This window comes from Rhodococcus sp. NPDC059179, from assembly GCF_042754885.1.
Taxonomy (GTDB): domain Bacteria; phylum Actinomycetota; class Actinomycetes; order Mycobacteriales; family Mycobacteriaceae; genus Rhodococcus_G.
The window spans coordinates 332,434-357,131 of record NZ_JBHZBV010000003.1 but is presented as its reverse complement, the minus strand read 5'-3'; the positions used below and the strand labels follow the sequence as shown (position 1 = coordinate 357,131).

26 protein-coding genes are annotated in these 24,698 nt (G+C 67.5%); 14 read left to right on the top strand and 12 right to left on the bottom strand.

From position 1 onward, the window contains the following. The first annotated feature begins 55 nt into the window (after positions 1–55). On the top strand, positions 56–1,444 hold the full coding sequence (locus tag ACFXMV_RS09925; protein WP_378502928.1) for a wax ester/triacylglycerol synthase domain-containing protein: 1,389 nt from the start codon (positions 56–58) through the stop codon (positions 1,442–1,444). Positions 1,445–1,590: 146 nt separating this feature from the next. Beyond that, positions 1,591–2,646 (top strand): alpha/beta hydrolase, encoded by a 1,056-nt coding sequence (locus ACFXMV_RS09920; protein ID WP_378502927.1) that lies wholly within the window; start codon positions 1,591–1,593, stop codon positions 2,644–2,646. Between the two features lie 29 nt (positions 2,647–2,675). Here ACFXMV_RS09920 and ACFXMV_RS09915 read toward each other — a convergent pair whose 3' ends face one another. Continuing rightward, positions 2,676–3,584, bottom strand: coding sequence for an esterase/lipase family protein (locus ACFXMV_RS09915; protein ID WP_378498612.1), 909 nt, complete (start codon positions 3,582–3,584; stop codon positions 2,676–2,678). Positions 3,585–3,781: 197 nt separating this feature from the next. Here ACFXMV_RS09915 and ACFXMV_RS09910 point away from each other — a divergent pair, with 197 nt between their 5' ends. Then, positions 3,782–5,452: a 4Fe-4S binding protein gene (locus ACFXMV_RS09910; protein WP_378498611.1), complete on the top strand. Its 1,671-nt coding sequence runs from the start codon at positions 3,782–3,784 to the stop codon at positions 5,450–5,452. A 47-nt stretch (positions 5,453–5,499) separates the two neighbouring features. On the opposite strand, the gene ACFXMV_RS09905 is transcribed toward ACFXMV_RS09910, so the two are convergent. Beyond that, positions 5,500–6,258 (bottom strand): acyl-[acyl-carrier-protein] thioesterase, encoded by a 759-nt coding sequence (locus tag ACFXMV_RS09905; RefSeq protein WP_378498610.1) that lies wholly within the window; start codon positions 6,256–6,258, stop codon positions 5,500–5,502. Between the two features lie 136 nt (positions 6,259–6,394). Between ACFXMV_RS09905 and ACFXMV_RS09900 the strand changes: the two genes are divergently transcribed. Continuing rightward, a complete protein-coding gene (locus tag ACFXMV_RS09900) occupies positions 6,395–7,360 on the top strand; it encodes an NADPH:quinone oxidoreductase family protein (protein WP_378498615.1) in 966 nt (321 codons plus the stop codon). 108 nt (positions 7,361–7,468) lie between these two features. On the opposite strand, the gene ACFXMV_RS09895 is transcribed toward ACFXMV_RS09900, so the two are convergent. Both ACFXMV_RS09895 and ACFXMV_RS09890 read right to left on the bottom strand, forming a co-directional pair. Beyond that, positions 7,469–8,293, bottom strand: a complete 825-nt coding sequence (locus ACFXMV_RS09895) for a class I SAM-dependent methyltransferase (protein ID WP_378498609.1) — start codon at positions 8,291–8,293, stop codon at positions 7,469–7,471. 308 nt (positions 8,294–8,601) lie between these two features. After that, the gene (locus ACFXMV_RS09890; RefSeq protein ID WP_378498608.1) at positions 8,602–9,090 is read right to left on the bottom strand and encodes a SixA phosphatase family protein; all 489 of its coding nucleotides are present in this window, start codon (positions 9,088–9,090) and stop codon (positions 8,602–8,604) included. Between the two features lie 218 nt (positions 9,091–9,308). On the opposite strand from ACFXMV_RS09890, the gene ACFXMV_RS09885 reads away from it, so the two are divergent. The 4 genes from ACFXMV_RS09885 (at position 9,309) to ACFXMV_RS09870 (ending at position 13,056) form a co-directional block, all read left to right on the top strand. Beyond that, positions 9,309–9,725, top strand: a complete 417-nt coding sequence (locus ACFXMV_RS09885) for a MarR family winged helix-turn-helix transcriptional regulator (protein WP_378498614.1) — start codon at positions 9,309–9,311, stop codon at positions 9,723–9,725. After that, complete coding sequence (locus tag ACFXMV_RS09880) at positions 9,722–11,245, top strand: DHA2 family efflux MFS transporter permease subunit (RefSeq protein ID WP_378502926.1); 1,524 nt, start codon at positions 9,722–9,724, stop codon at positions 11,243–11,245. Before ACFXMV_RS09885 ends, ACFXMV_RS09880 begins: the two co-directional genes overlap by 4 nt. 232 nt (positions 11,246–11,477) lie before the next feature. Then, complete coding sequence (locus ACFXMV_RS09875) at positions 11,478–12,596, top strand: LLM class flavin-dependent oxidoreductase (protein ID WP_378498606.1); 1,119 nt, start codon at positions 11,478–11,480, stop codon at positions 12,594–12,596. Further along, entirely contained in the window at positions 12,583–13,056 is a 474-nt protein-coding gene (locus ACFXMV_RS09870) for a MarR family winged helix-turn-helix transcriptional regulator (protein ID WP_378498605.1), read from the top strand. Before ACFXMV_RS09875 ends, ACFXMV_RS09870 begins: the two co-directional genes overlap by 14 nt. Positions 13,057–13,076: 20 nt before the next feature. On the opposite strand, the gene ACFXMV_RS09865 is transcribed toward ACFXMV_RS09870, so the two are convergent. Both ACFXMV_RS09865 and ACFXMV_RS09860 read right to left on the bottom strand, forming a co-directional pair. Then, entirely contained in the window at positions 13,077–14,009 is a 933-nt protein-coding gene (locus ACFXMV_RS09865; protein ID WP_378498604.1) for an FAD-dependent oxidoreductase, read from the bottom strand. Beyond that, positions 14,006–14,437, bottom strand: coding sequence for a PaaI family thioesterase (locus ACFXMV_RS09860; RefSeq protein ID WP_378498603.1), 432 nt, complete (start codon positions 14,435–14,437; stop codon positions 14,006–14,008). The genes ACFXMV_RS09865 and ACFXMV_RS09860 overlap by 4 nt, the downstream gene beginning before the upstream one ends. Positions 14,438–14,660: 223 nt before the next feature. Between ACFXMV_RS09860 and ACFXMV_RS09855 the strand changes: the two genes are divergently transcribed. Next, on the top strand, positions 14,661–15,008 hold the full coding sequence (locus ACFXMV_RS09855; protein WP_378498602.1) for a hypothetical protein: 348 nt from the start codon (positions 14,661–14,663) through the stop codon (positions 15,006–15,008). A gap of 30 nt (positions 15,009–15,038) precedes the next feature. On the opposite strand, the gene ACFXMV_RS09850 is transcribed toward ACFXMV_RS09855, so the two are convergent. Together ACFXMV_RS09850 and ACFXMV_RS09845 are read right to left on the bottom strand one after the other, a co-directional pair. Then, on the bottom strand, positions 15,039–15,638 hold the full coding sequence (locus ACFXMV_RS09850) for a class I SAM-dependent methyltransferase (protein ID WP_378502925.1): 600 nt from the start codon (positions 15,636–15,638) through the stop codon (positions 15,039–15,041). A 74-nt stretch (positions 15,639–15,712) separates the two neighbouring features. Further along, positions 15,713–15,925: a PLD nuclease N-terminal domain-containing protein gene (locus ACFXMV_RS09845; protein WP_378498599.1), complete on the bottom strand. Its 213-nt coding sequence runs from the start codon at positions 15,923–15,925 to the stop codon at positions 15,713–15,715. Between the two features lie 146 nt (positions 15,926–16,071). Between ACFXMV_RS09845 and ACFXMV_RS09840 the strand changes: the two genes are divergently transcribed. From ACFXMV_RS09840 to ACFXMV_RS09825, 4 genes are all read left to right on the top strand, one after another. Further along, positions 16,072–17,319, top strand: a complete 1,248-nt coding sequence (locus ACFXMV_RS09840) for an acyl-CoA dehydrogenase family protein (RefSeq protein WP_378498598.1) — start codon at positions 16,072–16,074, stop codon at positions 17,317–17,319. A gap of 209 nt (positions 17,320–17,528) precedes the next feature. After that, the gene (locus tag ACFXMV_RS09835) at positions 17,529–17,675 is read left to right on the top strand and encodes a hypothetical protein (RefSeq protein WP_378498597.1); all 147 of its coding nucleotides are present in this window, start codon (positions 17,529–17,531) and stop codon (positions 17,673–17,675) included. 40 nt (positions 17,676–17,715) lie between these two features. After that, complete coding sequence (locus ACFXMV_RS09830) at positions 17,716–19,374, top strand: (2,3-dihydroxybenzoyl)adenylate synthase (protein ID WP_378498596.1); 1,659 nt, start codon at positions 17,716–17,718, stop codon at positions 19,372–19,374. After that, on the top strand, positions 19,374–20,042 hold the full coding sequence (locus ACFXMV_RS09825) for an isochorismatase family protein (RefSeq protein ID WP_378498613.1): 669 nt from the start codon (positions 19,374–19,376) through the stop codon (positions 20,040–20,042). Before ACFXMV_RS09830 ends, ACFXMV_RS09825 begins: the two co-directional genes overlap by 1 nt. Positions 20,043–20,208: 166 nt before the next feature. Here the strand turns inward: ACFXMV_RS09825 and ACFXMV_RS09820 are convergent, their stop codons facing one another. The 3 genes from ACFXMV_RS09820 to ACFXMV_RS09810 form a co-directional block, all read right to left on the bottom strand. Next, the gene (locus tag ACFXMV_RS09820) at positions 20,209–21,258 is read right to left on the bottom strand and encodes an SDR family oxidoreductase (RefSeq protein WP_378502924.1); all 1,050 of its coding nucleotides are present in this window, start codon (positions 21,256–21,258) and stop codon (positions 20,209–20,211) included. A 203-nt stretch (positions 21,259–21,461) separates the two neighbouring features. After that, complete coding sequence (locus ACFXMV_RS09815; protein WP_378501774.1) at positions 21,462–22,544, bottom strand: class I SAM-dependent methyltransferase; 1,083 nt, start codon at positions 22,542–22,544, stop codon at positions 21,462–21,464. Positions 22,545–22,656: 112 nt separating this feature from the next. Beyond that, a complete protein-coding gene (locus tag ACFXMV_RS09810; RefSeq protein ID WP_378501775.1) occupies positions 22,657–23,118 on the bottom strand; it encodes an SRPBCC family protein in 462 nt (153 codons plus the stop codon). A 115-nt stretch (positions 23,119–23,233) separates the two neighbouring features. On the opposite strand from ACFXMV_RS09810, the gene ACFXMV_RS09805 reads away from it, so the two are divergent. Continuing rightward, positions 23,234–23,716, top strand: coding sequence for a DUF309 domain-containing protein (locus ACFXMV_RS09805; protein WP_378501776.1), 483 nt, complete (start codon positions 23,234–23,236; stop codon positions 23,714–23,716). Between the two features lie 750 nt (positions 23,717–24,466). Here ACFXMV_RS09805 and ACFXMV_RS09800 read toward each other — a convergent pair. After that, positions 24,467–24,595 carry a hypothetical protein gene (locus ACFXMV_RS09800; protein WP_378502923.1) on the bottom strand — a complete coding sequence of 43 codons (129 nt, stop codon included), beginning with the start codon at positions 24,593–24,595 and terminating at the stop codon, positions 24,467–24,469. Positions 24,596–24,698 lie beyond the last annotated feature (103 nt).

Genomic DNA, 24,698 nt, shown 5'->3' with positions numbered 1-24,698 from the left:
CAAAAACACTTGGATCTGGCAAAGGCGGACCATGGCGCGACGAGGTCGACCAGCATTGACGGGAGTCCAGCTCGACCCCCGCGATGCCATGAATCTCTACGCATCGACCGATCAGGTGATGGCGAGCATCGTGACCGCCTGTGTCGTCGACACCGGCTCGATGAACTCCGAGGACATGGTCGAGTGGTTCCGTCGTCGAACGGACGGCCAGCCGAACTTCAGGAGGCGGCTGTGCCGGGTTCCAGGGGATCTCGATTGCCCGTACTGGGTTGACGACGCGGACTTCGATGTGCGCAATCACATCGAGGTCAGGTCCTTTTCCGGTCGTCCCGGATGGGATGCGGTCGCCGGTGAGATCGCACGGCAGCTCGACACCGGCCTGGACATGTCACGTCCCCCATGGGGCGTTCAGCTGATCACCGGCGTGAGCGAGATTCCTGGTGTGCCGGACGGCGCGACGGTGGCCATCGTCAAGATGCACCACGCCGCCGTCGACGGTGTCGGGATGGCGGAACTGCTGTGCGCGCTGCTCGGCGACGCGCCCGCGGCGGTGGCGGAGAACACCGCCGGCGCTGTGCCCGAGGGTGCCCGACGGGTCACGCGCGCCCTGGTGCGGTTGCCGTTGAACATCGGGCGGTTGATTTCTGCTGGAGCCGCCTCGCTGGCGGCGTCGCGAATGCTCAAGGGTGAGGTCGCACGCGGCGAGATCCGTCTCTGCGACGGAAACCGGCCGCGCACTCGATTCAACACAGCGGTTACGCCGGACACCGTTGTCGAGGTGGTCGACTTCGACCTCGGGGCCGTGCGGGAGCTGAAGTCCTCGGTGGACGGCGCGACAGTCAACGACGTCGTCATGACCGTGATTGCCGGTGCGCTCGCCGAGTACCTGGCGGCGGCGGGGGAGGTGCCGCCGGCCTCGCTGGCGGCCACCGTTCCCTTCTCGACGCGGGGCATCCGTGAGTCGAACTCGGCGAATCAGCTCAGCATGAGCCGGATCGACCTGTGTACCCACGAACCCGCCCCGATTGCTCGCCTCAATGGAATCCGTGCCTCGACCCGAGACGCAAAGCAGCGTCAGCGCAGCGCCGCCACCGAGCGGGCCGGCAAGCTGGAGCATGCCATCCCGCCGTGGTTGGTCCGGACGCTGATCGCTGTCAGCCCCCCGCCTCCGGCTCCTTCGAGCGGCAAGCCGGTGTCGGCCAACACGACCATCTCGAATGTGCCCTTCGGCCCGGCGAACCTGTCGATGTTCGGCGCTCCGGTCGTGAACATGTTCATGCTCTCGCCTGTCCTGCCCGGATTCGGGCTGATCCACTTCGTGTCGTCCTATGGCAATCGACTGACGATCTCCGTCATCGTGGAGCGTTCGATGATGCCCGACCCGGCGGATTACGCGAAGCTGCTGCGCCGGTCCCTCGACGAGTTGGTCTCTGCCACCCGTTAGCCCCGATTGTTGAACCTGGGTATGTCGCACCGACATTCGAGTTGCGCGAGTGTACGGTCCATGCAGCGGTTCAAACTTGGGGAGGTTTGTTCGGGATGCTTGACGTGGACAGGGGATGGGTGGGGGCGGATCGGTCCCTACATCGGATGGCAGGTGCGGTCGTTTTCGCCGCGGCGGTGATGGCGTCGTCGCTGGTGGGCGTGGCCTCGGCCGGCCCGGTGGCGCCGAGTGCGGACCTCGCGTCGATCCGGGCGGCCGCACGGCCCGCAGCCGACGGTTCGCGGCTGACGCGGGTGGAGCACGCGAAGGGCAGCCAATTCGATATGTACGTCTATTCGGCTGCGATGGGGAAGGACATCCACCTCCGGGTCATTCGGCCCGCCGACGCCGGTGTCCCGCGCCCGACCCTGTATCTGCTCAACGGTTCCGGCGGCGGTGAGGTCGCGAACACCGGCTGGCCGGAGATGAGCGATGTCTTCGACTTCTTCGGGGACAAGCAGGTCAATGTCGTGATCCCGGTCGGCGGCAAGTACAGCTACTACACGGACTGGCAGCGGGACGATCCCATCCTGGGGCGCAACAAGTGGGCCACCTTCCTGACCGAGGAGCTTCCCCCGGTGGTCGATTCGGCGCTGGGCACGACCGGTGCCAATGCGATCGCCGGGCTGTCGATGGCGGGCACGTCGGTGCTCTCGCTCGCCCAGTCCGCCCCAGGGTTGTACAAGGGTGTCGCCTCGTACAGCGGGTGCGCGGAGACCAGTGCGGGTGTCGGGCAGAAGTACGTCCAAGTGGTCGTGGACGCCTATGGCGGCGGCAACACGGCCAACATGTGGGGGCCGGTCGGTGGACCCGACTGGGTGGCCAACGATCCGTACCTGGGTGCGGAGAAGCTGAGGGGGGTGCAGTTATACGTGGCGACGGGCACCGGTCTGCCGGGGGAGCACGACGTCCTGGTCAACCCCAGCGGTGAATCCGACCCGTACGCGTATCGCGACCCGACCCTTCTCGCGCAGCAGATTGTCATCGGTGGGGTGATCGAGGCCGCCACCAACGAGTGCACCCGCAGGCTCAAGGACAGGCTGGATTCGCTGGGCATACCGGCGACCTTCGACTTCAGGCCCACCGGAACCCATTCGTGGGGCTATTGGAACGACGACCTGCACGACTCGTGGCCGATGATGGCCGACTCCCTGGGCGTCTGAGTCCTGGGCGCCTGAGCCCGTAGGTCGCGTTAGTCGCAGGGCGCGGCGCGGCCGACGGAATACGAGGGGTCGAGCGCGGTCTGGATCAGGTACGTCGACCGCGGGTCGGTGGTCAGCTGGTTGTGGCCTGCTCGATTGGTCGCGCACCCGTCCTGCAGCCACACGTTCGTCACGCGGGCACCCGGTCCGGCCCGCAGGAACGTGGCGTCACCTGGGGTGGACAGGGAGTCGTATCGGGACGCGATCACGGTGTAGTCCACACCGGGGTCGGTGTCGCCGCCCGCGTTGAGATCGCGAAGGAAGGTCGACCCGACGAACTGCTGTCCGACGGAGGGCCCGATGACAGCGTTCATCAGCGGGCCCGCCGGTATGCCGATGCGCTCGGCCAGCGACACGAAGTCCTGCGCGCCGCCGAATGTGATGCCGCGGTTCGGCGTGCCCAGCATGGTCACGGTGCGCACCACATTCCGCCGGGGATCGGCGGGAAAGGTGCCACCCTCAAACCGCAGATACTGGCGCGCGACGAGGCCACCGAGCGAATATCCGACCAGGTCGACCTGGCCCGCGCCGGTGGCCCCGAGTACCCGGTCCACGAAACCCGACAGTTCGCGGGCGGACTGGGCGATGTCGCCGCCGCCAAAGGTGTGAAGCAGATTTCCGCCCGCGGCGCCGCCCTGCCCGTAGTCGAGGGTGTAAACGCAGTACCCCTCGTCCTTGAGTCGGGGTGCGAACTCGCCCCAGGTCAACTGCGTGCCGACTCCGGTGCCGTGCACCAGCACCACCGGGCGCGGATGCTCGGGGTTTGGCCTGCAGGACCAGTCGTTTGTGCCGGGAACGGTGCCGGACGGCACGGGGGCCGCCCACGCGGTGCCGGATGCAGCCGTGATGACGCTGCCCGCGACCAGAGCGGCGAGGAAGGCCGTTAGAGCTGTACGCACCCAAACCCTTTCGAGTACCGAATCGCGCTGAACGAGCGACCGCTTCACAGTATCGAACTCGCCTCACCGGCGGGGTGGTCTGTCCGAGCCAGTGGGACTGCGGATGTGCCGGCCGAGTAATCGTTCGACCTCTGTGACCTTCCTCGCACGACCAGGTATTGTTGCGAGAACAGGTTCTAGTTTTGGAGGAGGCCACAGTGGCGTTCGTGATCACCCAGCCTTGTTGCAACGATGCCAGCTGCACCGAGGTGTGCCCGGTGGACTGCATCCATCCGACGCCGGATGAGCGGGCCTTCAAGTCCACCGAGATGCTCTACATCGACCCGGAGACCTGCATCGACTGCGGGCTCTGCGTCGACGCGTGCCCGGTGGAGGCGATCTTCCGCGACGACGACCTGCCCGAGTCGATGCTCCGGTACTCCAAGATCAACGCCGACTACTTCGAGGGCACCGAACTCGAGGACTACGATCCCGCGCCCTCGCTGAAGTTCCCGAAGACCGCCGATGACCCGTTCCGCGTCGCCATCGTCGGCGCGGGACCGTCCGGATTCTACGCCTCCCGTGAGCTGCTGTCGTTCAAGCGCTCCGGCATCGAGGTCGACATGTTCGACCGGCTGCCGACGCCCTGGGGGCTGGTCCGCGCGGGCGTCGCGCCCGACCATCCGGAGACCAAGGCCGTCACCGACGTGTTCGCCGAGGTGTCGCGGCGCCAGGGCTTCCGCCTGCACCTGAACGTGGAGGTCGGCAAGCACCTGACGCACGAGGACCTGATGGAGCACCACCATGCGGTGCTTTACACGGTCGGTGCGCCGAGCGATCGGCACCTCGGCATCCCCGGTGAGGACCTGCCGGGCAGCCTCGCCGCCACCGAGTTCGTGGCCTGGTACAACGGCCACCCGGACTACGCAGACCGCACCTTCGACCTGACGGGCAACCGCGCCGTCATCGTCGGCAACGGAAACGTGGCGCTCGACGTGGCCCGCCTCCTGGTCACCGAGCCGGACAAGCTGGCCAAGACCGACATGGCCGAGCACGCGGTCGAGGCGCTGCGCGGCAGTGCCATCCGCGAGGTGGTGCTGCTGGGCAGGCGCGGACCCGTGCAGGCCGCCTTCACCAACCCGGAGCTGCTGGCGCTCGGACAGATGGCCGACGTGGACGTGATCGTCGACCCGGCCGAGCTGGAACTCGACGAGCACAGCGCGGCCGAGGTCGAGCAGAGCCCGGTCAAGCGGCTCAAGATGGAGATCCTGCGCGAGTACGCGGAGCGCCCCCTGGCGGGCCACGAGAAGCGGATCGTGCTGCGGTTCCTGGCCTCGCCGGTCGATATCAAGGGCGACGACCACGTCAGCGGGGTGGTGGTGGCGCGCAACGAGATGGTCGAGGGCCCGGACGGAACGATGCGGGCCAGCAGCACCGACCAGACGGAACTGCTCGAGACCCGCATGGTGCTGCGGTCGGTCGGGTACCGCGGCGTGCCGGTCGCGGACCTGCCGTTCGACGAGGCGCGCGGCACGATCTCCAACGTCGGCGGCCGGGTCACCTACCCGGAATCCGGTGAGCCGATGCCGGGCACGTACACCGCCGGCTGGATCAAGCGCGGGCCCTCAGGCGTGATCGGCACCAACCGGCAGTGCGCGCACGACACCATCGCGCTGATCCTCGAGGACCTGGCCGCGGACCGACTGCCCGCCCCGAAGGGCGACCGCGAGGCGCTGGAGGCGTTGCTGGCTGACCGTCAGCCCGAGGCGCTGGACTGGGCCGGGTGGAAGGCGATCGACGCCCGCGAGCGTGAGCTCGGCAAGGCCGCCGGTCGGCCGCGGGTCAAGCTGCTCGACGTCGTCGAGATGGTCGCGATCGCCCGCAAGTAGTCGATGTGGTGCGCCCCGGGCAGCCGGGGCGTACCACGCGCCGGGTTTCAGTTGTGGTCGAGTCCGGACACCCGGGCGGCGGCCTTCACGTCGTCGCCGACCAGGAACCACAGCCGCATCGACTCGGCGTCCTGTCGGCAGCGGACTCGGACGTGTTCGCCGGAGGTGATGGGCGCGTTGTACTCGATGACGGCGCGGTGCGGACCGGCCAGCAGCTCGGGCCTGCCGACGAGGTGGTCCTCCACGGCGTGCCAGTACGCCGCGTTGTTCACGTGCCCCAGCGGATCGAGATCGGTCGATCGCAGGTGGAACCTCGTGTCGGTGCCGTCGTCTTCCGGCGCCGGGCCGCCGAGCCAGGGGCGCCACTTGAGTCGGTGCTCGTCCGTCGACCTCGACAGCAGGGAGATGCACTGGTCGCTGATCCGGGTCGGCATCCCGCTGTCGGGGCTGATGTTGATCCAGAAGCCCTCGGTCTCGATCAGTGCGCCCTTGTCGCCGGTGAGTTGCACTCGCATCGCGGACCACCGGGTGGACAACGCCGAGCACCAGCGGCGCAGGTGGACGCGGCCGGGCCAGAGCGCCGGCCGAACCACGTCGATCACCGAGCGTCGGACGATCCAGATCGGATCGGTGTCGGCGAGCTCGGCGGCGTCGAGATTGTCGGAGGCGATGTCCTGCAGGTACCGGGCGATGCCGTCGAGCCGCAGCCGGTTGTCCGGGTCCACGTCGCCCGTGCGTACCGGCCGCGAGACGGAGAATCCCACTTTGTCGTCGGGTGGCGCGGTGAGTGGCTGATCGAAGTCCAAGACTGCGCTCCTCTGCGGTGGCTGCCGGCGTGACGCGAACAGTATCTTTCCTGCGCAGGCACGGCGAGACAAGGACTAGCGTCAGGAGTTCGGATCGCCGAACAGATGCGGCGCCGGGCGAAGACGGAGGTTCGTGGTGAAAGCAGTTGTGGTGTCGGAGTTGAGCGGCCCGGAGGGGATGGCGCTGCAGGAGGTGCCCGAGCCCGACGCGACGGGCAAGGTGCTGATCGACGTGCGGGCGACCGGGGTGTGTTTTCCCGACCTGCTCATCAGCTACGGCAAGTACCAGCTGCGCCCCGAGCCGCCGTTCATCCCGGGAGCGGAGGTGGCCGGGGTGGTGGTGTCCGCGCCGGAGGACAGCGGATTCGCGGCCGGTGACCGGGTGCTCGCGATGTCCGACCTCGGCGGGTACGCGGAGCGGGTGGCGATCGCGGCGCCCCGGGTGATGCCGATACCGGCCGAGCTGAGCTTCGAGGAGGCGGCGTCGCTCATCATCAACTATCAGACGATGGAATTCGCGCTGTCTCGCCGAGCGGGCCTGGTGGCGGGCGAGACGGTGGTGGTGCTGGGTGCGGCAGGCGGCGTCGGCACCGCGGCCATCCAGCTGGCGAAGGCGCACGGCGCACGGGTGATCGCGGTGGTCCGGCGGTCGGGGGCCGACGAGTTCCTCCGCGAGCTCGGCGCGGACGAGGTGGTGGCGCTCGACGAGGGCTGGGCAGCCCGGGTGGGCGAGCTGACCGGAAACCGCGGCGCGAACGTCGTGGTGGACCCGGTCGGCGGTGACGCCTTCGACGACGCGGTCCGGGTGTTGGCGCCGGAGGGCAGGCTGCTGGTGATCGGGTTCGCGGGCGGCGGCATCCCGTCGGTGAAGGTGAATCGGGTGCTGTTCCGCAACATCAGCATCGTCGGGGCGGCCTGGGGTGAGTTCCTGCGCACCGATCCCGGGGCGCTGGCGCGCACGCACGCGGACCTCGCCGAACTGGTCGCCAAGGGCTTGCGGCCGCTGGTCAAGGCCAGGTACCCGCTCGCCGATGCGGCCCGCGCGCTGGCCGACCTCGAGGCCGGTCAGGTGCTCGGCAAGGCCGTGCTCGTCCGCGAGTAGTGGCTCGGTGGCGACTGCCTCGGCCGACCAACTGCGCGCCCAGGGGAGCCCCCCATATCGCGTCGGTCCGGGGTAGAGGGCTTCGCACTGGCTCCAAGTACCACCAGTTCAGGCCGACTGACGATCCCGGCGTGCCGCCACGATGTGGCACTCGAAGGGCGCTTCGATACTGCCGGCGGGGGTGGTGAACGGTGCCAGAACGTCGTGGGCGTCGGCGCGGATGCGCTGGTACACGTCGTCGGAGATCCGTTCGAGCAGCGGTGTGCTCTCGACCTCGGTGGTCACGAACGCGTCGACAGAAGGCGCCCGGTAGGTGCCCAGGTGGGTGCGGGCGGTGGTGATCTGCAGCCCTGCCGACTCGACCAGGGCGGTGAGCTCCTCGAGGTTGCCGCACACGAAGTAGGTGCTCAGTAATGACATGGCCGCGGGGCCGGCGTGTCGGGCGGCCATGTCGACGAAGGGTTCGAAGGCGGGCTGGGCGTCGAGGGCGCCCGGGACCACGACCGCCACCGTCCCCCCGGTCGTGACGACCCGCGCCATCTCCTGGAGCGCACTGGGACGGTCGGGGAAGAACATGAGCGACAACTGGCAGAGGACCGTGTCGTAGGACTCGTCCGGGAAGGGGAGCGCGTTGGCGTTGCCCTGGCGGAACTCGATGTCGGGTCGGACGCGGCGGGCGACGGTCAGCATTGCCTCGTTCAGGTCCACCCCTACGATCGTGCCGTCGGGTGCGACCAGGTCGGCGGCGGTGCGGGCAACGATTCCGGTCCCACAGCCGACGTCGAGCACCCGCTGGCCCGGCGTGACTCCGGCAGCGTCGCAGAGGATCGGTGCCCACTGGGCGAAGAACGCCGGGACGAACGCGGACTCGTAGAACTCGGCCGCTTCGATGGGGATCTGGAAGGACTCGGAAGCTGCACGGGGGGTGGTCATGGTCTAATCGTGCTGCAACGGGCATGGGTCGTACAGCCCCCGCGTTGACCCATCCAAATGCCCGCGTAGCCACCTTCGTTGACTGTGCCCGCGTGACGGCGTGTCGATCGGGTCCTGTCCGGTGGTGCCCGCGGAGCACCATTCAGGTTGGCAAGTCCTCGTCCTGCTATCCCCGTCTGTCCGTATCGTCGACCGGAACCGGTGTCGTGTCGCACGCCGGCAGGACCTGTTGGGTGCTCGCGGTCACCCTCGCGACACCGAGTCCGAAGCCGCTCAGGCCGGCACATGGGACTCACGAAAGATCGAGGCTAGCGCGGGATGTGAAAGTCGGTGAGCCGCGCGCCCGAGTCGAGGATGTCCGCCCAGGTCCCGGTCACCGCCAGGGTCGCCATCGCCGAGGTGGGGAAGCGGTCCGAGATCCGGTCGGCGATCGGGCCGCCCGGATCGAGCCTGAGCGCGGTGTCCGGGATACCGGGTTCGTGCCCGACCACGAGCAGGGTCCGCACGGCGGCGTCGGTTCGCGCGATCTCCCGGAGCACCTCGTCGGCGCTCGCCCCGTACAGCGCGTCGGCGAAACGGGTGGGGCCGTCGATGCCACTGGCGGCGAGGGTGAGCCGGGTCCTCTCCGAGGTGGAGCACAGCACGGCGTCGACCGAGGGCTGGGTCAGTCGAATCCAATCGCCTGCGAGCCCGGCCTCGCGTTGCCCGCGTGGCGCGAGAGGCCGGTCGTGGTCGGCAACGCCGTCGGGGTAGGCGGACTTGCCGTGTCTCAGGAGGATCAGGACGCGGGAGCGCATGTCCCGACAGTAGCGACCGGCATGCCGAACTGAGCCTGCCGCGATATTCGATTGCCCGCCGGTGGCGGTCGTGATCGGATGGAGCTGCGGGCGATGGACCCGTCGGGGCGTGATGGCCTTCACACCATTTTCGCTAGGGCAATAGTTGCATTGTCGCTATTATTGCGCGAGTGGCCGCTTCCCCCGATGACCTGTATCAGGCACTCGAGGAGTTCATCATGCGGCTGCTCGGGATGGGCGAGTCGGAGTCGATGGACAAGCTGGTCGCCATGGACCTGTCCTTCTCGCAGGCGCGAACGCTGTTCATGCTCTTGCAGCACGGCAAGCCCGTCGCGATTCACGAGGTGGCGAAGGGTCTGCGGCTATCTGTCGCGGCCGCGGGCCGGAACGTCGACCAACTGGTGCACCAGGGACTCGTGGAGCGTCGCGAGGACCCGAAGGACCGTCGTATCAAGCGGATCTCGTTGACGGAGGCCGGACGTGCCATCGCCTCCGGACACATCGAGAGCAAGAGGGGTGAGTTGCGAGTTTTCGCGGCCCGCCTGTCGGACTCGGACCGTGACGGGCTGTACGAGTCGCTGAAACCCATTCTCGCGGGAGATGTTCTGCGAGCCAATTGTCAGGAGAATCCATGACGACGCCGACACCTCCGGGCGCCCCCGCGGCCTCGGACAAGATCGACGGCGCAGTTCTGAAGATCGCCAGCGTGGTGGTGCTCGGCGCCATCATGTCGATCCTCGATGTGACGGTCGTGAGCGTGGCGCTGCCGACGTTCATGACCGAGTTCGACGCGACCTACGCCACCGTCGCATGGACCATGACCGCCTACACCCTGGCGTTGGCGACCGTGATCCCCGTGACGGGCTGGGCCGCGGATCGTTTCGGCACCAAGCGTCTGTACATGGCCGCGCTGGTGCTGTTCGTGGTCGGTTCGGTGCTGTGCAGCATGGCATGGGACATCCAGTCCCTGATCGGCTTCCGCGTGCTGCAGGGCCTCGGCGGCGGCATGTTGATGCCGCTCGGCATGACGATCATGACCCGCGCCGCCGGACCGCACCGGGTCGGTCGCGTCATGGCGGTCCTCGGCATCCCGATGCTGCTCGGCCCGATCATGGGGCCGATCCTCGGCGGCTGGCTGATCGAGAGCGCGAGCTGGCACTGGATCTTCCTGATCAACCTGCCGATCGGCATCATCGCCCTGATCGCGGCCTACGTGCTGCTGCCCAAGGATTCGCCCAGCCCGTCGCAGTCCTTCGACTTCATCGGCATGCTGCTGCTCTCGCCGGGCCTGGCGCTGTTCCTGTTCGGGGTGTCCTCCATCCCGGAGACCGGAACCGTGGCCGCCACCCGGGTGCTCGTCCCGGCGATCATCGGTCTGGTCCTGGTGATCGGCTTCGTGTTCCACGCACTGCGGGCCGAGCATCCGCTGATCGACCTGCATCTGTTCAAGAACCGCAACCTGACGATCGCGGTTGTCACCTCGACGCTGTTCGTGATCGCGTTCATGGGTGCGGGCCTGCTGTTCCCGAGCTACTTCCTGCAGGTTCGCGGTGAGACGACGCTGGCCGCCGGATTGCTGCTCGCGCCGCAGGGTATCGGTGCCATGGTGACGATGCCGCTCGCAGGCAACCTGGTGGACAAGATCGGCCCCGGCAAGATCGTGATGACCGGTATCGCGCTGATCGCGGTCGGTATGGCCGTGTTCACCCAGGTCGGTGCGGACACCTCGTACGTGCTGCTGCTTGGCGCCCTGTTCGTGATGGGCCTGGGCATGGGCTGCACCATGATGCCGATCATGACCGCGGCGATGCAGACGCTGACCGATCAGACCGTGGCCCGCGGCTCGACGCTGATGAACATCGTCCAGCAGGTCGCCGGTTCCGTCGGTACCGCGGTCATGTCGGTGGTGCTCACCAACCAGATGCTCTCCCGGCCGCTGGCAGGACCGGCCACCGCGGCCGCGCATGACCCGTCGATCGCGGAGAAGCTGCCGCCCGGTGCGGTCGAGCAGGGGCTGAACGCGGCGGCCGACGCGTTCGGCAACACCTTCATGGTGGCGCTCGTGCTGATCCTGCTGACGCTGATCCCGGCCTTCCTGCTGCCGAGGACCAAGCCCGTGGCACCGGTCGACGCGACCCAGGTGATGACCCACTGAGTCGCACTCCGACCGCGATGGCCCGCACTCGAAGAGGGAGAGTGCGGGCCATCGTCGTTCGTGCCCTCGGCCTAACTCACGGCCGGCGCCGAGTCCCATTGGTACGCGGGATGCCCGGCCGCATGGGGGCGGTGGCCGCGGTGGAATACGCCCGACTCCCACGCAGTTAAAGTTCATGCAAACGTATTGAAATACGTTGCGGACATGTTCAGCGCAGCCAGAGGGAGACACCATGCAGATCGGAATCTTCAGCGTCGGCGACGTCACGCCGGATCCCACAACGGGGCGCGCACCGACCGAGAACGAACGCATCAAGGCGATGGTGACGATCGCGAAGCACGCGGAGGAGGTTGGCCTCGACGTCTTCGCGACAGGGGAGCATCACAACCCGCCGTTCGTGCCGTCCTCGCCGACGACCATGCTCGGCTACGTCGCCGCCCAGACCGAGAAGCTGATCCTGTCCACGTCGACCACGCTGATCACCACCAACGACCCGGTGAAGATCGCCGAGGACTACGCGATGCTGCAGCACCTCGCCGACGGTCGAGTGGACCTGATGATGGGGCGCGGCAACACCGCGCCCGTCTATCCGTGGTTCGGCAAGGACATCCGCGAGGGCATCCCGCTGGCGCTGGAGAACTACCAGTTGCTGCGCCGGCTGTGGGACGAGGACGTGGTGACCTGGCAGGGCCGGTTCCGCACCCCGCTGGAGGCGTTCACCTCCACCCCGCGTCCGCTCGACGGGATCGCTCCCTTCGTCTGGCACGGGTCGATCCGCAGCCCGGAGATCGCGGAGATCGCCGCGTACCACGGCGACGGATTCTTCGCGAACAACATCTTCTGGCCCAAGGAGCACTACATCGCGCTGATCAACCTGTACCGCGAGCGGTTCGAGCACTACGGGCACGGCCGCGCCGATCAGGCCATCGTCGGCCTCGGTGGCCAGGTGTTCATGCGCAAGAACTCGCAGGACGCGGTCGCGGAGTTCCGTCCCTACTTCGACAACGCGCCGGTCTACGGTCACGGCCCCTCGCTGGAGGAGTTCACCGAGCAGACGCCGCTGACCGTCGGAACCCCCGATCAGGTGATCGAGAAGACGCTGGCCTTCGCGGACTACTTCGGTGACTACCAGCGCCAGCTGTTCCTCGTCGACCACGCGGGCCTGCCGCTGAAGGCGGTGCTCGAGCAGCTGGACCTCCTCGGCGCCGAGGTCGCCCCGGTGCTGCGACGTGAGTTCGCGGCCCGGCGTCCGGCCCATGTGCCGGAGAACCCACCCACGCACGCGAGCCTGCTGGCGGTCAGGAGCGATCGCGTCGCCGCCGCCGGGGTGACGACCGATGTCGCCCACTGAGCGAACCGGCGGCCGGCGGCGGCGCAGCACCACCGAGCTGGCCGCAGGCGCCTGGGAATCGTTGTTCCGTGCCCAGGTCTCACTGATGCGACGGTTCGACGCGGACGATGCCTGGGATCCGTTGGGCCGCAGGGAGTATGACGTGCTGTTCACGCTCAGCCGGTGCCCGGACGGACGGGCCCGGCTGCACGAGCTGAACCGGGAGATCCTGCTGACCCAGCCGTCGCTCAGCCGGATGGTCGAGCGGCTCGAGGTGGCCGGTCTGGTCTCCAGGGAGCCGGATCCGCACGACAGGCGCGGCACGGTGGTGGCACTCACCGAGGCGGGCCGTGCCGCTCAGCGCAGCATCGGCCGCAGGCATGCCGCGCAGATCCGGCGGTATGTGGGCACCGCCCTCGACCGCGGGGAACTCGAGGAGCTCGAGCGCCTGACGACGAAACTGCGACTGGCACAGCAGTAATCGGGGGCGCGGCGCCGGGCTCAGCCGGCCAGGGCCGCCACCTCGCGCGCGCAGCCCCAGGAGAGGGTGACCCCCGCGCCGCCGTGTCCGTAACAGCAGATGATCCGGCGTTGGCCTGGAATTGCCTCCAGGCGCACGGACGGCCGGGTCGGACGCAGCCCGACGCCGCGCGAGAGGATCGGCGCGCCCCGCAGTTCGGGCATCAGCGCGTAGCAGCGCTCGAGGATCGCCCGTTCGGTGTCCGGATCGATCGCGGTGTCGAAGGACCCGAGATCGGCTGTGCCGCCGCACACCACGTCCTCGAACCGCGGCACGACGTAGGTAATCCCGGCCGGGTTGTCGTCGTCGATCAGCCAGTCGGTCAGGCCAGGGTTGCCCAGGCGCACCACCTGGCCGCGCAGTGGGATCAGCGGGTCGTCACCGGTCAGTGCGGCCGACCCCAGGCCTGCCGCGACCACGATCAGCTCGGCGTCGACCTCCGACAGGTCGCCGACCCGCCGCCTGAGCACCCGCACGCCCGCTCGCCCGCACTGTGCCGCCAGCCACGGGAGGTAGCGGCCCATGTCGATCACCGGGACCGTGCAGCGAACCCCGCCTGCCACCCCGGGCGGCAGGTCGTCGCCCGGCACCACCCGATACTCCGAAACTGCCGGGGTCCACCAGCGGTCCGGTGGTGCAGACCGCTCGAGGACGGTGCCGGTCCGCAGCGCCACGCCTGCCGCGGCGTCCGAGGCGAGGGCGGCGAACGCCGCCGCGGACTCGGCCGACCACCGCAGCACGGCATCGGCTGGCGCCGCCTGGTAGGGGAACCAGATCGCCGCCGCGACCGCGGACGTTGTGCCCCCGATCGGGTCGGCCGTCAGCACGGTGACGTCGTGCCCGGCTCGCGCGAGTTCGAGTGCGCAGGTCAGTCCGATCACGCCGCCGCCGATCACCGTGGCTTCGGTGCTCATGCGGATGTGGTGACCCGGCCGAGGTCGATGACTGTCGCGGTGCCCTGGGCAGCGGCGCAGAGCACCGGCCCGCTCTCGGTGTCCACGTAGATCTCGCAGCGGCACAGTGCCTGCCGACGGCCCGAACTCACCGCGGTCGCCACCGCACGCAATGCCGTGCCCACCGCCGGGCGCAGGTAGCTGATGCTGAAACCGGCCGTGACGATGCTCGGGCCGAGCACGGTGCCTGCCGCGAAGGTGAGCGCGTTGTCGGCCGCGTAGGACAGCACACCGCCGTGCACGAATCCGTGCTGTTGCAGCAGGTCCGGTCGGATCGCGATCTCGAGAGTTGCGGTGCCGTCGGCGAAGGCCGTCAACCGGGCTCCGACCAGGGTGCTGAAGGGCTGTGCGGCCAGGGTTTCGGCGGCCTCGTCGAGAGAAAAAGTCACGGGCAGTCCCTTTCGGTGGCGGTGACGAATCACGAGTGGTGCGCAAATGCGATGTTGCCATGGTCGAGGGTGCCCAGGTCGTCAGGAAACCCACACCACGCACCGGCGAGGCGCACGGACGGTGTCGGTGACCCGCGTTACGGTCGATGAGACGCCACCGGAAGACGGAAGAAGGCGCAAGATGGGCACTGAATCCGGTCCCACGCAACAACCAGGTGATCCCGTGGAATCGGGCGACTTGGAATTCACCGGGGAATGGCACTTCTACGCGGTGGTGGGAACCACCGTGCAGGGGAGGCACACCCTCGCCAGGTTCGGACCGCGGCCGACCGCGTTGGATGCGCTCCGGTTGGCCATCCACGCCGTCAACCACACGGCGTTCTCCCTGCTCGAGCAGGGTGTGAACGGCGACCCGTGCGCGGACATCCGTCTGCTGGAGCGCCTGCCGATCACCGAGTTCACCATCGAACGTCACCACCGGGTGACGCGGGTGGCCGACCGGCGTTGGGCGTTGACCGGGCGGAAACATCATCGGAAGGCGAGTCGACGAGATCGACCCGCCGCCGCCTGACGGGTATCGCGCGCACCGCGACCGCACCCGTCAGGTGCGGGCGAGGTGGAACCAGCGCGGGTTCGACCTTCGGACCGGCGGCGGCAGCACACCGGTGTCTGCGACGTCGGAGATCAGGCGCCACTGGGTGAACGTGCGTTCCACCTCGGCGCGGTCGGTGCCGCGGGGGAGCGGTCCCCGTCGGCCGGGACCGAACGCGAACATGAGCAGGCACGCCCCTGGTTCGGTGATCCGGGTGATCTCCGCGGCGTAGTCGATGCGCTCGCCTGCGGTGAGGCCGTGGAAACACCCGATGTCGAGCACGAGTCGGTAGCCGCGTCCGACCGACTTCTCGAGTTCGGTGACGTCGCCGAGCACGAACGTCGCGTCGACCCCTGCGGCCTCGGCCCGCGCTCGCGCCCGGTCCACTGCCAACGGCACCGCGTCGATGCCGGTGACCTGCCAGCCGCGTCGCGCCATCTCGATGGCGTGACCGCCGGTCCCGCAGCCCGCGTCGAGGGCCTTCCCCGGCGGGCCCGCCTGCGGGTCCTGGCCGTCCAGGAACGTCGCCAACTGCGCGCCGAGCGATCGACCTGCCCACTCCCACGGCGTGACGCCGAGCCGGTAGGCCATCCGGTATCCGACATTCACCGTTACCTCCCTGCGGGTTCTCGCCTGGGCCAGTGTGCGCCCCGAAAAATCCGTCTGTCCAGATACGGCAGGTCTCAACCGCGCCTGCGACCGAAAACGAAGTACGCGATCGGACCGGCGAAGTTGACGAACGATGCGGCGGTCCACACCCGCTTGGAACCCTTGATCTCGTCGGGGCTGCGCCTGCGGATGTCGAACAGCGCCGCAGCGGTCAACGCGATCTGTAGGACCGCGGCGACGGCGAGTGGCTTGCGGTAGCGGGGGTCGACTGACTTCATGCGGCTCATGACGCCATTATCCGTGTGCCCGAGCCTGAACTCTGTCCGAAAACAAGAACGTGTTCTATATTTGGACTGAGCGCCCGCGTAGTTGCGGCGCCGCCTACGCGTGCCACGCGCTGCGCACGATCCGCCGATCAATGGGAGTTCCCGACATGTACGAGTGGTCTGACACCGACCTGATGTTCCGCGACGCCCTGCGTGGCTTCATCGAGAAGGAGATCAAGCCGCACGTCGACAAGCTCGAGAGCGGTGAGCTGCCCCCGTTCGACATCATCCGGAAGATGTACTCGACCTTCGGCATGGACGAGATGGCGCGCGAGGGCCTGGAGAAGTCGCTGGCGAAGGAAGAAGCGAAGGCGAACGGCGAGACGGTGCCGGAGTCGGGCGACAAGTCGGCCGGCGGCTTCAGCGGCGCGGGCAGCATGGGGGTCGTGCTCAACAGCGAGCTGGCGGGCGTCAGCCTCGGACTGGTCGCGTCGATGGGCGTGAGCCTGGGACTGACCGTCGGCACCCTGCGAAGCCGCGGCACCCTCGCGCAGAAGAAGCGCTGGCTGCCCGAGCTCGTCACGATGGAGAAGGTCGGCGCCTGGGCGATCACCGAGCCGGACTCCGGCTCGGATGCGTTCGGCGGCATGAAGTCGTACGTCCGGCGCGACGGCGACGACTACATTCTCAACGGCCAGAAGACGTTCATCACCAACGGTCCCTACGCCGACGTGACCATCGTTTACGCGAAGCTCGACGAGGGCGACGCCTCCGTGGACCGACGCGACCGCAAGGTGCTCGGATTCGTGCTCGACAAGGGCATGGAGGGCTTCACCCAGAGCCCGCCGTTCAAGAAGATGGGCATGAACTCCTCGCCCACCGGTGAGCTGTTCTTCGACAACGTCCGGATCGGTAAGGACCGGCTGCTCGGGGAGACCGAGAACCCGGCCAAGGGCGACGGCAAGGCGAGCGCGAAGGAGTCCTTCGCCGCCGAGCGGATCGGCATCGCCTCCCTGGCGCTGGGCATCATCAACGAATGCCACCGGCTGTGCATCGACTACGCGAAGACCCGCAAGCTGTGGGGCAAGGAGATCGCCCAGTTCCAGCTCATCCAGCTCAAGCTGGCCGAGATGGAGGTCGCCCGGATCAACGTGCAGAACATGGTGTTCAACGCGATCGAGCGGACCGCCGCGGGTGACAAGGTGACCCTCGCCGAGGCATCGGCAATGAAGCTGTACTCCTCGCGCGCGGCCACCGAGGTCGCGATGGAGGCCGTCCAGTTGTTCGGCGGCAACGGCTACATGGCCGAGTACAAGGTGGAACAGCTTGCGCGCGACGCGAAGTCGCTGATGATCTACGCGGGCAGCAACGAGATCCAGGTCACCCACATCGCGAAGGGGCTCCTGGGCGCCTGACCCCGTCCGTCCTGCGCCGCCGTCACCCGAACTCGGGTGGCGGCGGCGCTGTCGTTTGCCGAGCGGCTCCCGGCGCGATCGGATACGACCCTCGCTGGTGGAGCCGACCACACCTAAGGTTGATGTATCTCTGGCCCGGACAAATCACTCTTGTAACTGTGCACCGCACGGATCGACAGGACTCGAGGTCCAGGGAAGAGGATCACTCCATGCCAACGGTATTCATCAAACGCAGGATCGCGGGTTCCACGCCGCACGAGGTGTTCGAGCAGAATCTGCGCTACGGATTTCGGCAGCTCGAGGGCGACCTCGTGTCGTTCCAGGGCTATTGGCAGGTCTCTGCGCGCGTCTCCTAGAACCGCTGTGCGCGTCGGGTGGAGAGAATTGGAGGACACCATGGAGCGACGCACAGGTGCGATCTCCTCGGCCGCGAGCGGATCCGTGCCGTATCCCGAGCAGTTTGCGCGACATTACCGTTCGGTCGGCCATTGGCGCGACGAGACCCTTCAGGAGTTCGCAGTTCGCCGATTGGATCGGCTCGGTGACCGAACGGCTCTGCACGGCCTGGATCACCGCGGCCGTGAACTCCGCCTGACCTACAGTGACCTGTCGGCGCGCGCCGCCCGGATTGCCGCAGGCCTCGCCGAACACGGCATCGGTGCGGGTGACCGCGTCGTTGTCCAGTTGCCCAACAGCATCGAGTTCGTCGAGGCAGTCCTGGCGCTCTTTCGGATCGGGGCGATACCGGTGTTCGCATTGCCCGCGCACCGACTCGAGGTGGCCGGCTTCATCGAACGCAGTGGCGCTGTGGCGTATCTCGTTCCCGCGGTGCATGCCGGAACCGACTATCGCGAGTTGGCAAGGGAGATAGGGCGTGCGGTGTCACGTCGCCCGCTGGTGGTCGTGGCGGGGGAGCCCGCCGAGTTCGTGTCGTTCGACAGTCTGCGCGAGTTTTCCCCGATGGACGATCTCGTGTGCGTCGACTCCGAGGACATCGCCTTGCTGCAGCTGTCCGGCGGTACGACCGGAGCGCCGAAGCTCATTCCCCGCACGCATGCGGACTACCTGTACGCGATCCGGGCGTCGGCGGACATCTGCGACCTCGGCTCCGGCACGGTGATGCTGGTCGCCTTGCCCGCCGCACATAACTTCTCGATGAGTTCTCCGGGATGGTTGGGTGCACTGCACGCGGGTGCGCAGGTGGTGCTTGCACCGGATCCTCTCCCGGACACCGCATTCGAGTTGATCGGGCGGTTCGGGGTGACGATCACCGGACTGGTGCCGTCCCTCGCCCTCGCCTGGCTGGCCGCACACGAGGGCGTCGACGACGACCTCTCCTCGCTCGAGGTCGTGCAGGTCGGTGGCGCAAAGCTGGGAGTGCATGCGGCGCGGCGTATCCGCGACGAACTCGGCTGTACCCTGCAGCAGGTGTTCGGGATGGCCGAGGGGCTGGTGAACTACACGAGGCTCGGCGACCCTGCGGACACCATCCTTGCGACACAGGGCCGTCCGGCCAGCCCCGATGACGAAATACGGATTGTCGATCATGCGGACAACCCGGTGCCGCGGGGAGAGGCCGGCCACTTGCAGACTCGTGGCCCCTGCACGATCAGAGGCTACTACCGCGCGCCCGAACACAACGTCGGCGCATTCACCGCAGATGGGTTCTACCGCACCGGCGATATCGTGCGCCTGACGGAAGACGGGAACCTCGTCGTAGAGGGCCGCTCCAAGGACCAGATCAACCGGTGTGGTGAGAAATTCGCTGCCGATGAGATCGAGCAGACACTGATGACTCATCCGGATGTCAGAGAGGCCGCCGTCGTCGCCGTTCCGGACGATCTTCTCGGCGAGCGGAGTTGCGCGTTTCTCGTGATTGCGCAGAACGCGGGGAAGATGCCTGCGCCCTGCATGATCCGACAGTTTGTGCGCGGCTGCGGGCTCGCGACCTACAAGATTCCGGACCAGATCGAGTTCGTCGCCGGACTGCCGAAAACGGCTGTCGGAAAGATCGACAAGCGGGCTCTTCGTGATCGAGCAGAAGAGGGAAGATGATGGGACTACCGACATCCGTCGCATACGATATGCCGACCGACGGCCCAGCGAACCGCGTCAGCTGGGAGGTCGATCCCAACCGGGCGGTTCTGCTGATCCACGATGTCCAGGAGTACTTCATCCGGGCGTTCGATCGACACTCGTCCCCGATCACCGACGTGATTTCGAACATCACCCGGCTGAGACGAGCGGCCTACTCTGCCGGTGTCCCGGTGGTCTATACCGCGCAGCCGGGGAACCAGTCGCCCGAACAACGCGCACTCCTGATGGATTTCTGGGGTGCTGGGATCACGGGAGACTCGACCGATACCGCCGTCGTCGCCGCGCTCGCCCCCGGGCCGCATGACCTCACGCTCACCAAATGGCGATACAGCGCTTTCGTCAAGACGGAGCTCGGTGAGCGGATGAGTCGATGGGGGCGCGATCAGCTGATCGTGACCGGCGTTTACGCCCACATCGGTTGTCTCGCAACGGCGATGGATGCCTTCATGCGAGACATCCAGCCGTTTCTGGCGTACGACGGAGTTGCCGACTTCAGCAGGGCGGACCACACCGCCGCGATGACCTACGCCGCCACTCGCTGCGGCGCGGTCCATGCCACCGAGCGAATCGTCGGGATGATCGACCGGGACGCGTCGTTGTCGGGTCAATCGGAGACAGCGGCGTGATCTCTCGCCGCTGTGCAGGCCAGCTCATCGAGGGCAATCCCGAACGCCGTGAGAACGGCGCGTTCCTGGTCCGGGCTGATGATCGCAGGCGGCGTCATTCGCAGTACCGCGTGGTTGTTGAGGCAGTGGTTCCGTTCCGCCGCCTGGCAGGGCGTGCGTGCGGGCTTCATGCCGCCGCGGCCCTGCATTTCGCGCTCTTCGGGATGAAGTACCGCACGACGGTGCGTTCCAATGCCTGCTTGGCGTTGGAGCGGGAAGCCTCCACACCCTCGAACCTGCCCGATCCCAGATCGGAGGCGAAGTGGTCGGCGGTGAACACCGAACTGAACGCCAGCATGTTCTCGAACAGCAGCATGTTGCGTGTTCCCAGGGTGTCGCGAAAGGCCGGAAAGACCAGGCGCTGAATCGTATCGAGTGAAACGTAGGGCACGTCCACGCGATCGAAGCCGTACTCCTCGCGCACGGTCATGGCAGCATCCATGATCTCCGAGATCGTGAGGGACCTGCTGCCTGCGGTCAGCCAGTAGGTGCCGCCGTCGAGGTCCTGATCGAGCACGCGGGCGACGGCGGAGGCCAGGATGTCTTGCGGGACAAAATCGATCGCGGCGTCCTCACCCAGCACGCAGGCGGGAATCATTCCCTTGACCCAGGCGCCGATCAGACTGTGCAGACCTTGGCGACGAGCAACCGTGCCCGACGATGAATCCCCGATGATCAGGGACGGCCGCAGGATCACGTAGTTCAACCCGCTGTCCTCGACCGCCTGCTCGCCTGCCTGCTTGCTCTGCAGGTACGCATCACGGCCGACCGCGCACGTCGTTCCCATCACACGGCGAGAGACGTCCCACCGTGAGACGAACGACGAACTCACATGGACGAAGTCCGCGCCCGCGCGCCGCGCCAGCTCGAGCGTGTGTCGCGTGCCCTGCGCGTTGACCGACTCGAACCGATCCCGATCAGCGGTGAAGTCGACCACCGCGGCAAGGTGAACCACTCGGCCGACGCGGTTCGCGACTTCGGCGTAGCGATCACCCAGGCCCAGGTCGGCGACCGTGGTATCACCCCTGCACCAGGTCACATTCGCCTGCGCAGGACCTGGCTTACGTCGGTAGAGGGCAATCACCGGACGGTCGGTGACCTGCTCGAGCAACGCTGAGCCGAGCACCCCGGTCGCACCGGTGACGAGCACCGCTGGTGCTTCGCTGGCAACCTTCATTCGTTCCACATCCTTGTGCGCGTGAGGTTTCCGAGTTCGCGAGACCCGCGAACCACGCGGTGGTGGTCGTGGTCCCCGACGTGGCCAAGGGAGCTGACCGCCTGTGAATTCGAGTGTTGTCGACGCGCGCAGCGGCGACTATCCCCTTCAGGGCGGAGTGACCGCACCGAAGGGGTGAGGACTGTTCAACCCTGTGGTGGGGTTCAGGCCGCCGTCAGCCGGTAGAAGCGCCAGAATCCGAAGTCCTCGATCGGGAGTATCTCGAATCCGGTGAAACCGGCCTCGAACGCATATCCGCGCAGTGTGTCTGGGCGCATGACGGTGCCGGTGGCCGCCGTCGGCCGGTGGTTCATTCCGTCCGGCAGGCAGACGAGCAGGCTGAAGCCGTACATGAGTCGCTCGGTCTCGTCGCCGGGAGCGTCGAAGGAGTCGGCGACCGCCTCATCCATGATGACGACGCAGCCTCCGGGGGCCAGCGCCAGCCTGGCGGCGGCGAGCACCCCGACGGGGTCGGGCATGTCGTGTATGCACTCGAAGGCAAAGATCGCGTTGAAGGCCGACGCGGGCAGCCTGGCCGCATCGTCGCAGTGGAAGGCGATGCGGGGAGCGATGTCCGGGTGGCTGTCGCCGTTTCTCGAGGCCAGCTGCGCCGAGGCCGTGTCGATGTCGTAGCCGTCCACGGTGGCCGCCGGATACGCTCCGGCGAGCGCGATGGTCGACCATCCTCCGCCGCAGCCCAGGTCGGCGATCCGGGTCCCCGGCTCGCGGAGCAGGGCGTCCAGGTCGGAAACCGACCGCAGTGCCTTCGGCAGGGCAAGCTCGTACCAGGGGCGGTTCATCTCGGCCTGCGATTCGCGGGCGTCGGCACCGTACTGGGCCCAACCGACCCCGCCGCCGGTCCGATAGGCCTCGAGCAGCGCAGGCATCTGCCCGGCCGCGGCGCAGAACATTCGGGCCAGCGGGGCGAGGTACGCGAGGCTGGACCCGTCGGTGAGCACCTCCGCAGCCGCGTCCGGCAGCGTGAACCGGACGGGTTCGCCGTCGACCACCTCGATCACCCCGGTGACCGCCTGCTGCTCGAGCCATTCGCGCGCGTACCGCGGGTGCGTGTCGGTGCGGGCGGCGAGTTCCTCCGGCGTCGCGGGGCCATCGGCCCGCAGGCTCCGATACCACCCGAGGCGGTCGCCCAGGTAGATGGACAACAGGTCGGCAGTGCCGAGCGCGGCTTCGAGGAGACGTTGGGCCATGGCGTCCGCGGTCGCGTCAACGGGTTGTGCTGTGGACATGAGCGCTCTCCCGCGTCTCGGATGCGTCGGATGTGTCCCTCGAGACCATCGTCGTCCGTGCGCGGCACGCTGTCACGGTTCGTTCATCGGGGTGAAGAACCGCGGCGGCGGATCAGCCCTTGGCGTCGGTGCGGGTGAGTTCCTCGACCTGGCGACGCAGGGTGGACTCGGTGTACTTGATCGCCGTTCCGACGAGCGGTTCGACGATCTTGGCGAGCACCTTGCCCGCGAGCCCGCCCGGCAGCGAGTACTCGAAGTCGACCGTCATCTCGGTGCTGTCGTCGGCCGTGGGGGCGAAGCGCCACGTCGAGGTGTTCGAGATCCCGTCGACCGAGGCGAGCGTGATCAGCCGGTCCTGCTCCCATTCGGTGATGGTGACCCTGGAGTTCAGTGACTTGGGGCCGAGCTGCATCGTGGCGTCGTAGGTTGCTCCGAGCCCCTGGGTCTGCTCACCGACCGGCTTGAACTTGGTCACCCCGAACATCCATGCGGGCACATTGGTGTAGTCGTCGACATAGGCGAACCCCGCGCGCACCGGAACCTTCGCGACCGCGGTGATGTGAATCTTGCCCATGTCTCTCCTCGTGCCGGCGTCGACCCCGTTGGTCGTACGCAGACGGTACTAGAATTCACAGCTAGTTGGACAACGGTTCGACTCTGAATTTGGCGGCTTCATTACAGTTGGGTGCATGGATCAGCGCGAGCGCGACGCCCAAGGCCGGCCGCTCAATGCGCGCCCCCGCGACGGGCTGGGTCGGCCGTTGGCGCGCGGCGTCGCTGGGGTCGGGCGGGTGCCGGAGGAGGTTCGGCTGACGCCGGCCGAGGCGATCACGGAGGCCCAGCGACTGCTGGACGCGGGCATGCCGTTCCATGCACACGAGGTGCTGGAGGGTTCGTGGAAGATGGCGCCGGATTCCGAACGCGACCTCTGGCAGGGTCTCGCTCAGCTCGCGGTCGGGCTGACGCATCTACTGCGTGGCAACACCGTCGGCGCGCAGTCGTTGCTGCGGCGCGGGCAGGACCGGATTCGTGGGTTCGAGCTCGACCCTCCGCACGGACTGGATGTCGCAGGACTGCTGGTCTGGTCGGAGTGGGTGCTGGGCGAGTTGGGAAGTGCGGGCCGCGGTGCCCCGGAGCCGAGTCCGCCCCGGCTGCTGCGAGGGGACGGCTGACCGCGGCGTCCGCTTCGGATGTATCGAAAGATGCCGACACCCGGGGGCTGGTCACCGCGGGACGGACGGCTCGCGGATCCGCGCGCTCGGCGCACGGACCCGCGCACCTCGATCAGGGGAAGGTGCTACCGACGTTTCCGGTGCTACTGCCGATGAACTGTCCGCCGTCCTCGGTAGCGGTCGCCGGCGGGAGGATCTCCATCAGGGTGGCGATCAACTTGGTCAGGTCCATATCTCAGCTCCTGGTGAGTCTCAGTTGTGGGGGACGCGCCCTCGGACCGGGCGCGTGTCCAGTTCTACCGCACGCGCCGCGGGCGCGGGATCGATTCGGTGATACCCGCACTTCCGACGTGCACGCGAAACATGTTGCTGCATAGTAATTTCGGGGTCTAACGGATCTCCTTCGGTGTGCGGAACCTGATCCCGTCGGTCCCGCTGTCGGCTCTCGACAGCACTGTGGGGATGCCGATTCATCGACATCCCCACAGTGTGCTCGCCCGACTATTCCGAGCTGGCGGACTCCTCCGAGGAGCCGAGGATGCCGAACACGGTGCTGAGGGCGCCGAAGAGGGTGGAAAGGTCAGACGACAAGGTCATGGATTCTCCTGTTTGTTCACTGGGTGGCGCAGCCAAGCCGCGGTCCCGGTAGTTCTACCTGAGATGATCTCGGTCCGATCACATTCCGGTATCAGTGTGATCTACATCACATACCTGACGGTGTTTGGTTTCGGCTGCCCACAGTGGGCGTGGTCAGCTGCCGAAGCCGATCTGACCACCCCAGGGGAGGCCGATCATGCTGCCGACAAACCCGGTGTCCTGGGCGTATCCGGGCGCCTGGGTGAGGGCGTTGAGCATTGCAGGTAAGTCGATCGGGGGCATCTGGGCTCCTTGTGTTTCGGTGAATTCGGTCAGCGCCCCAGGGTCTGGCGCGAACCAGTCTTACCGCACCGGATGCCGATTCTGGGTGGAATTGAACGCATTG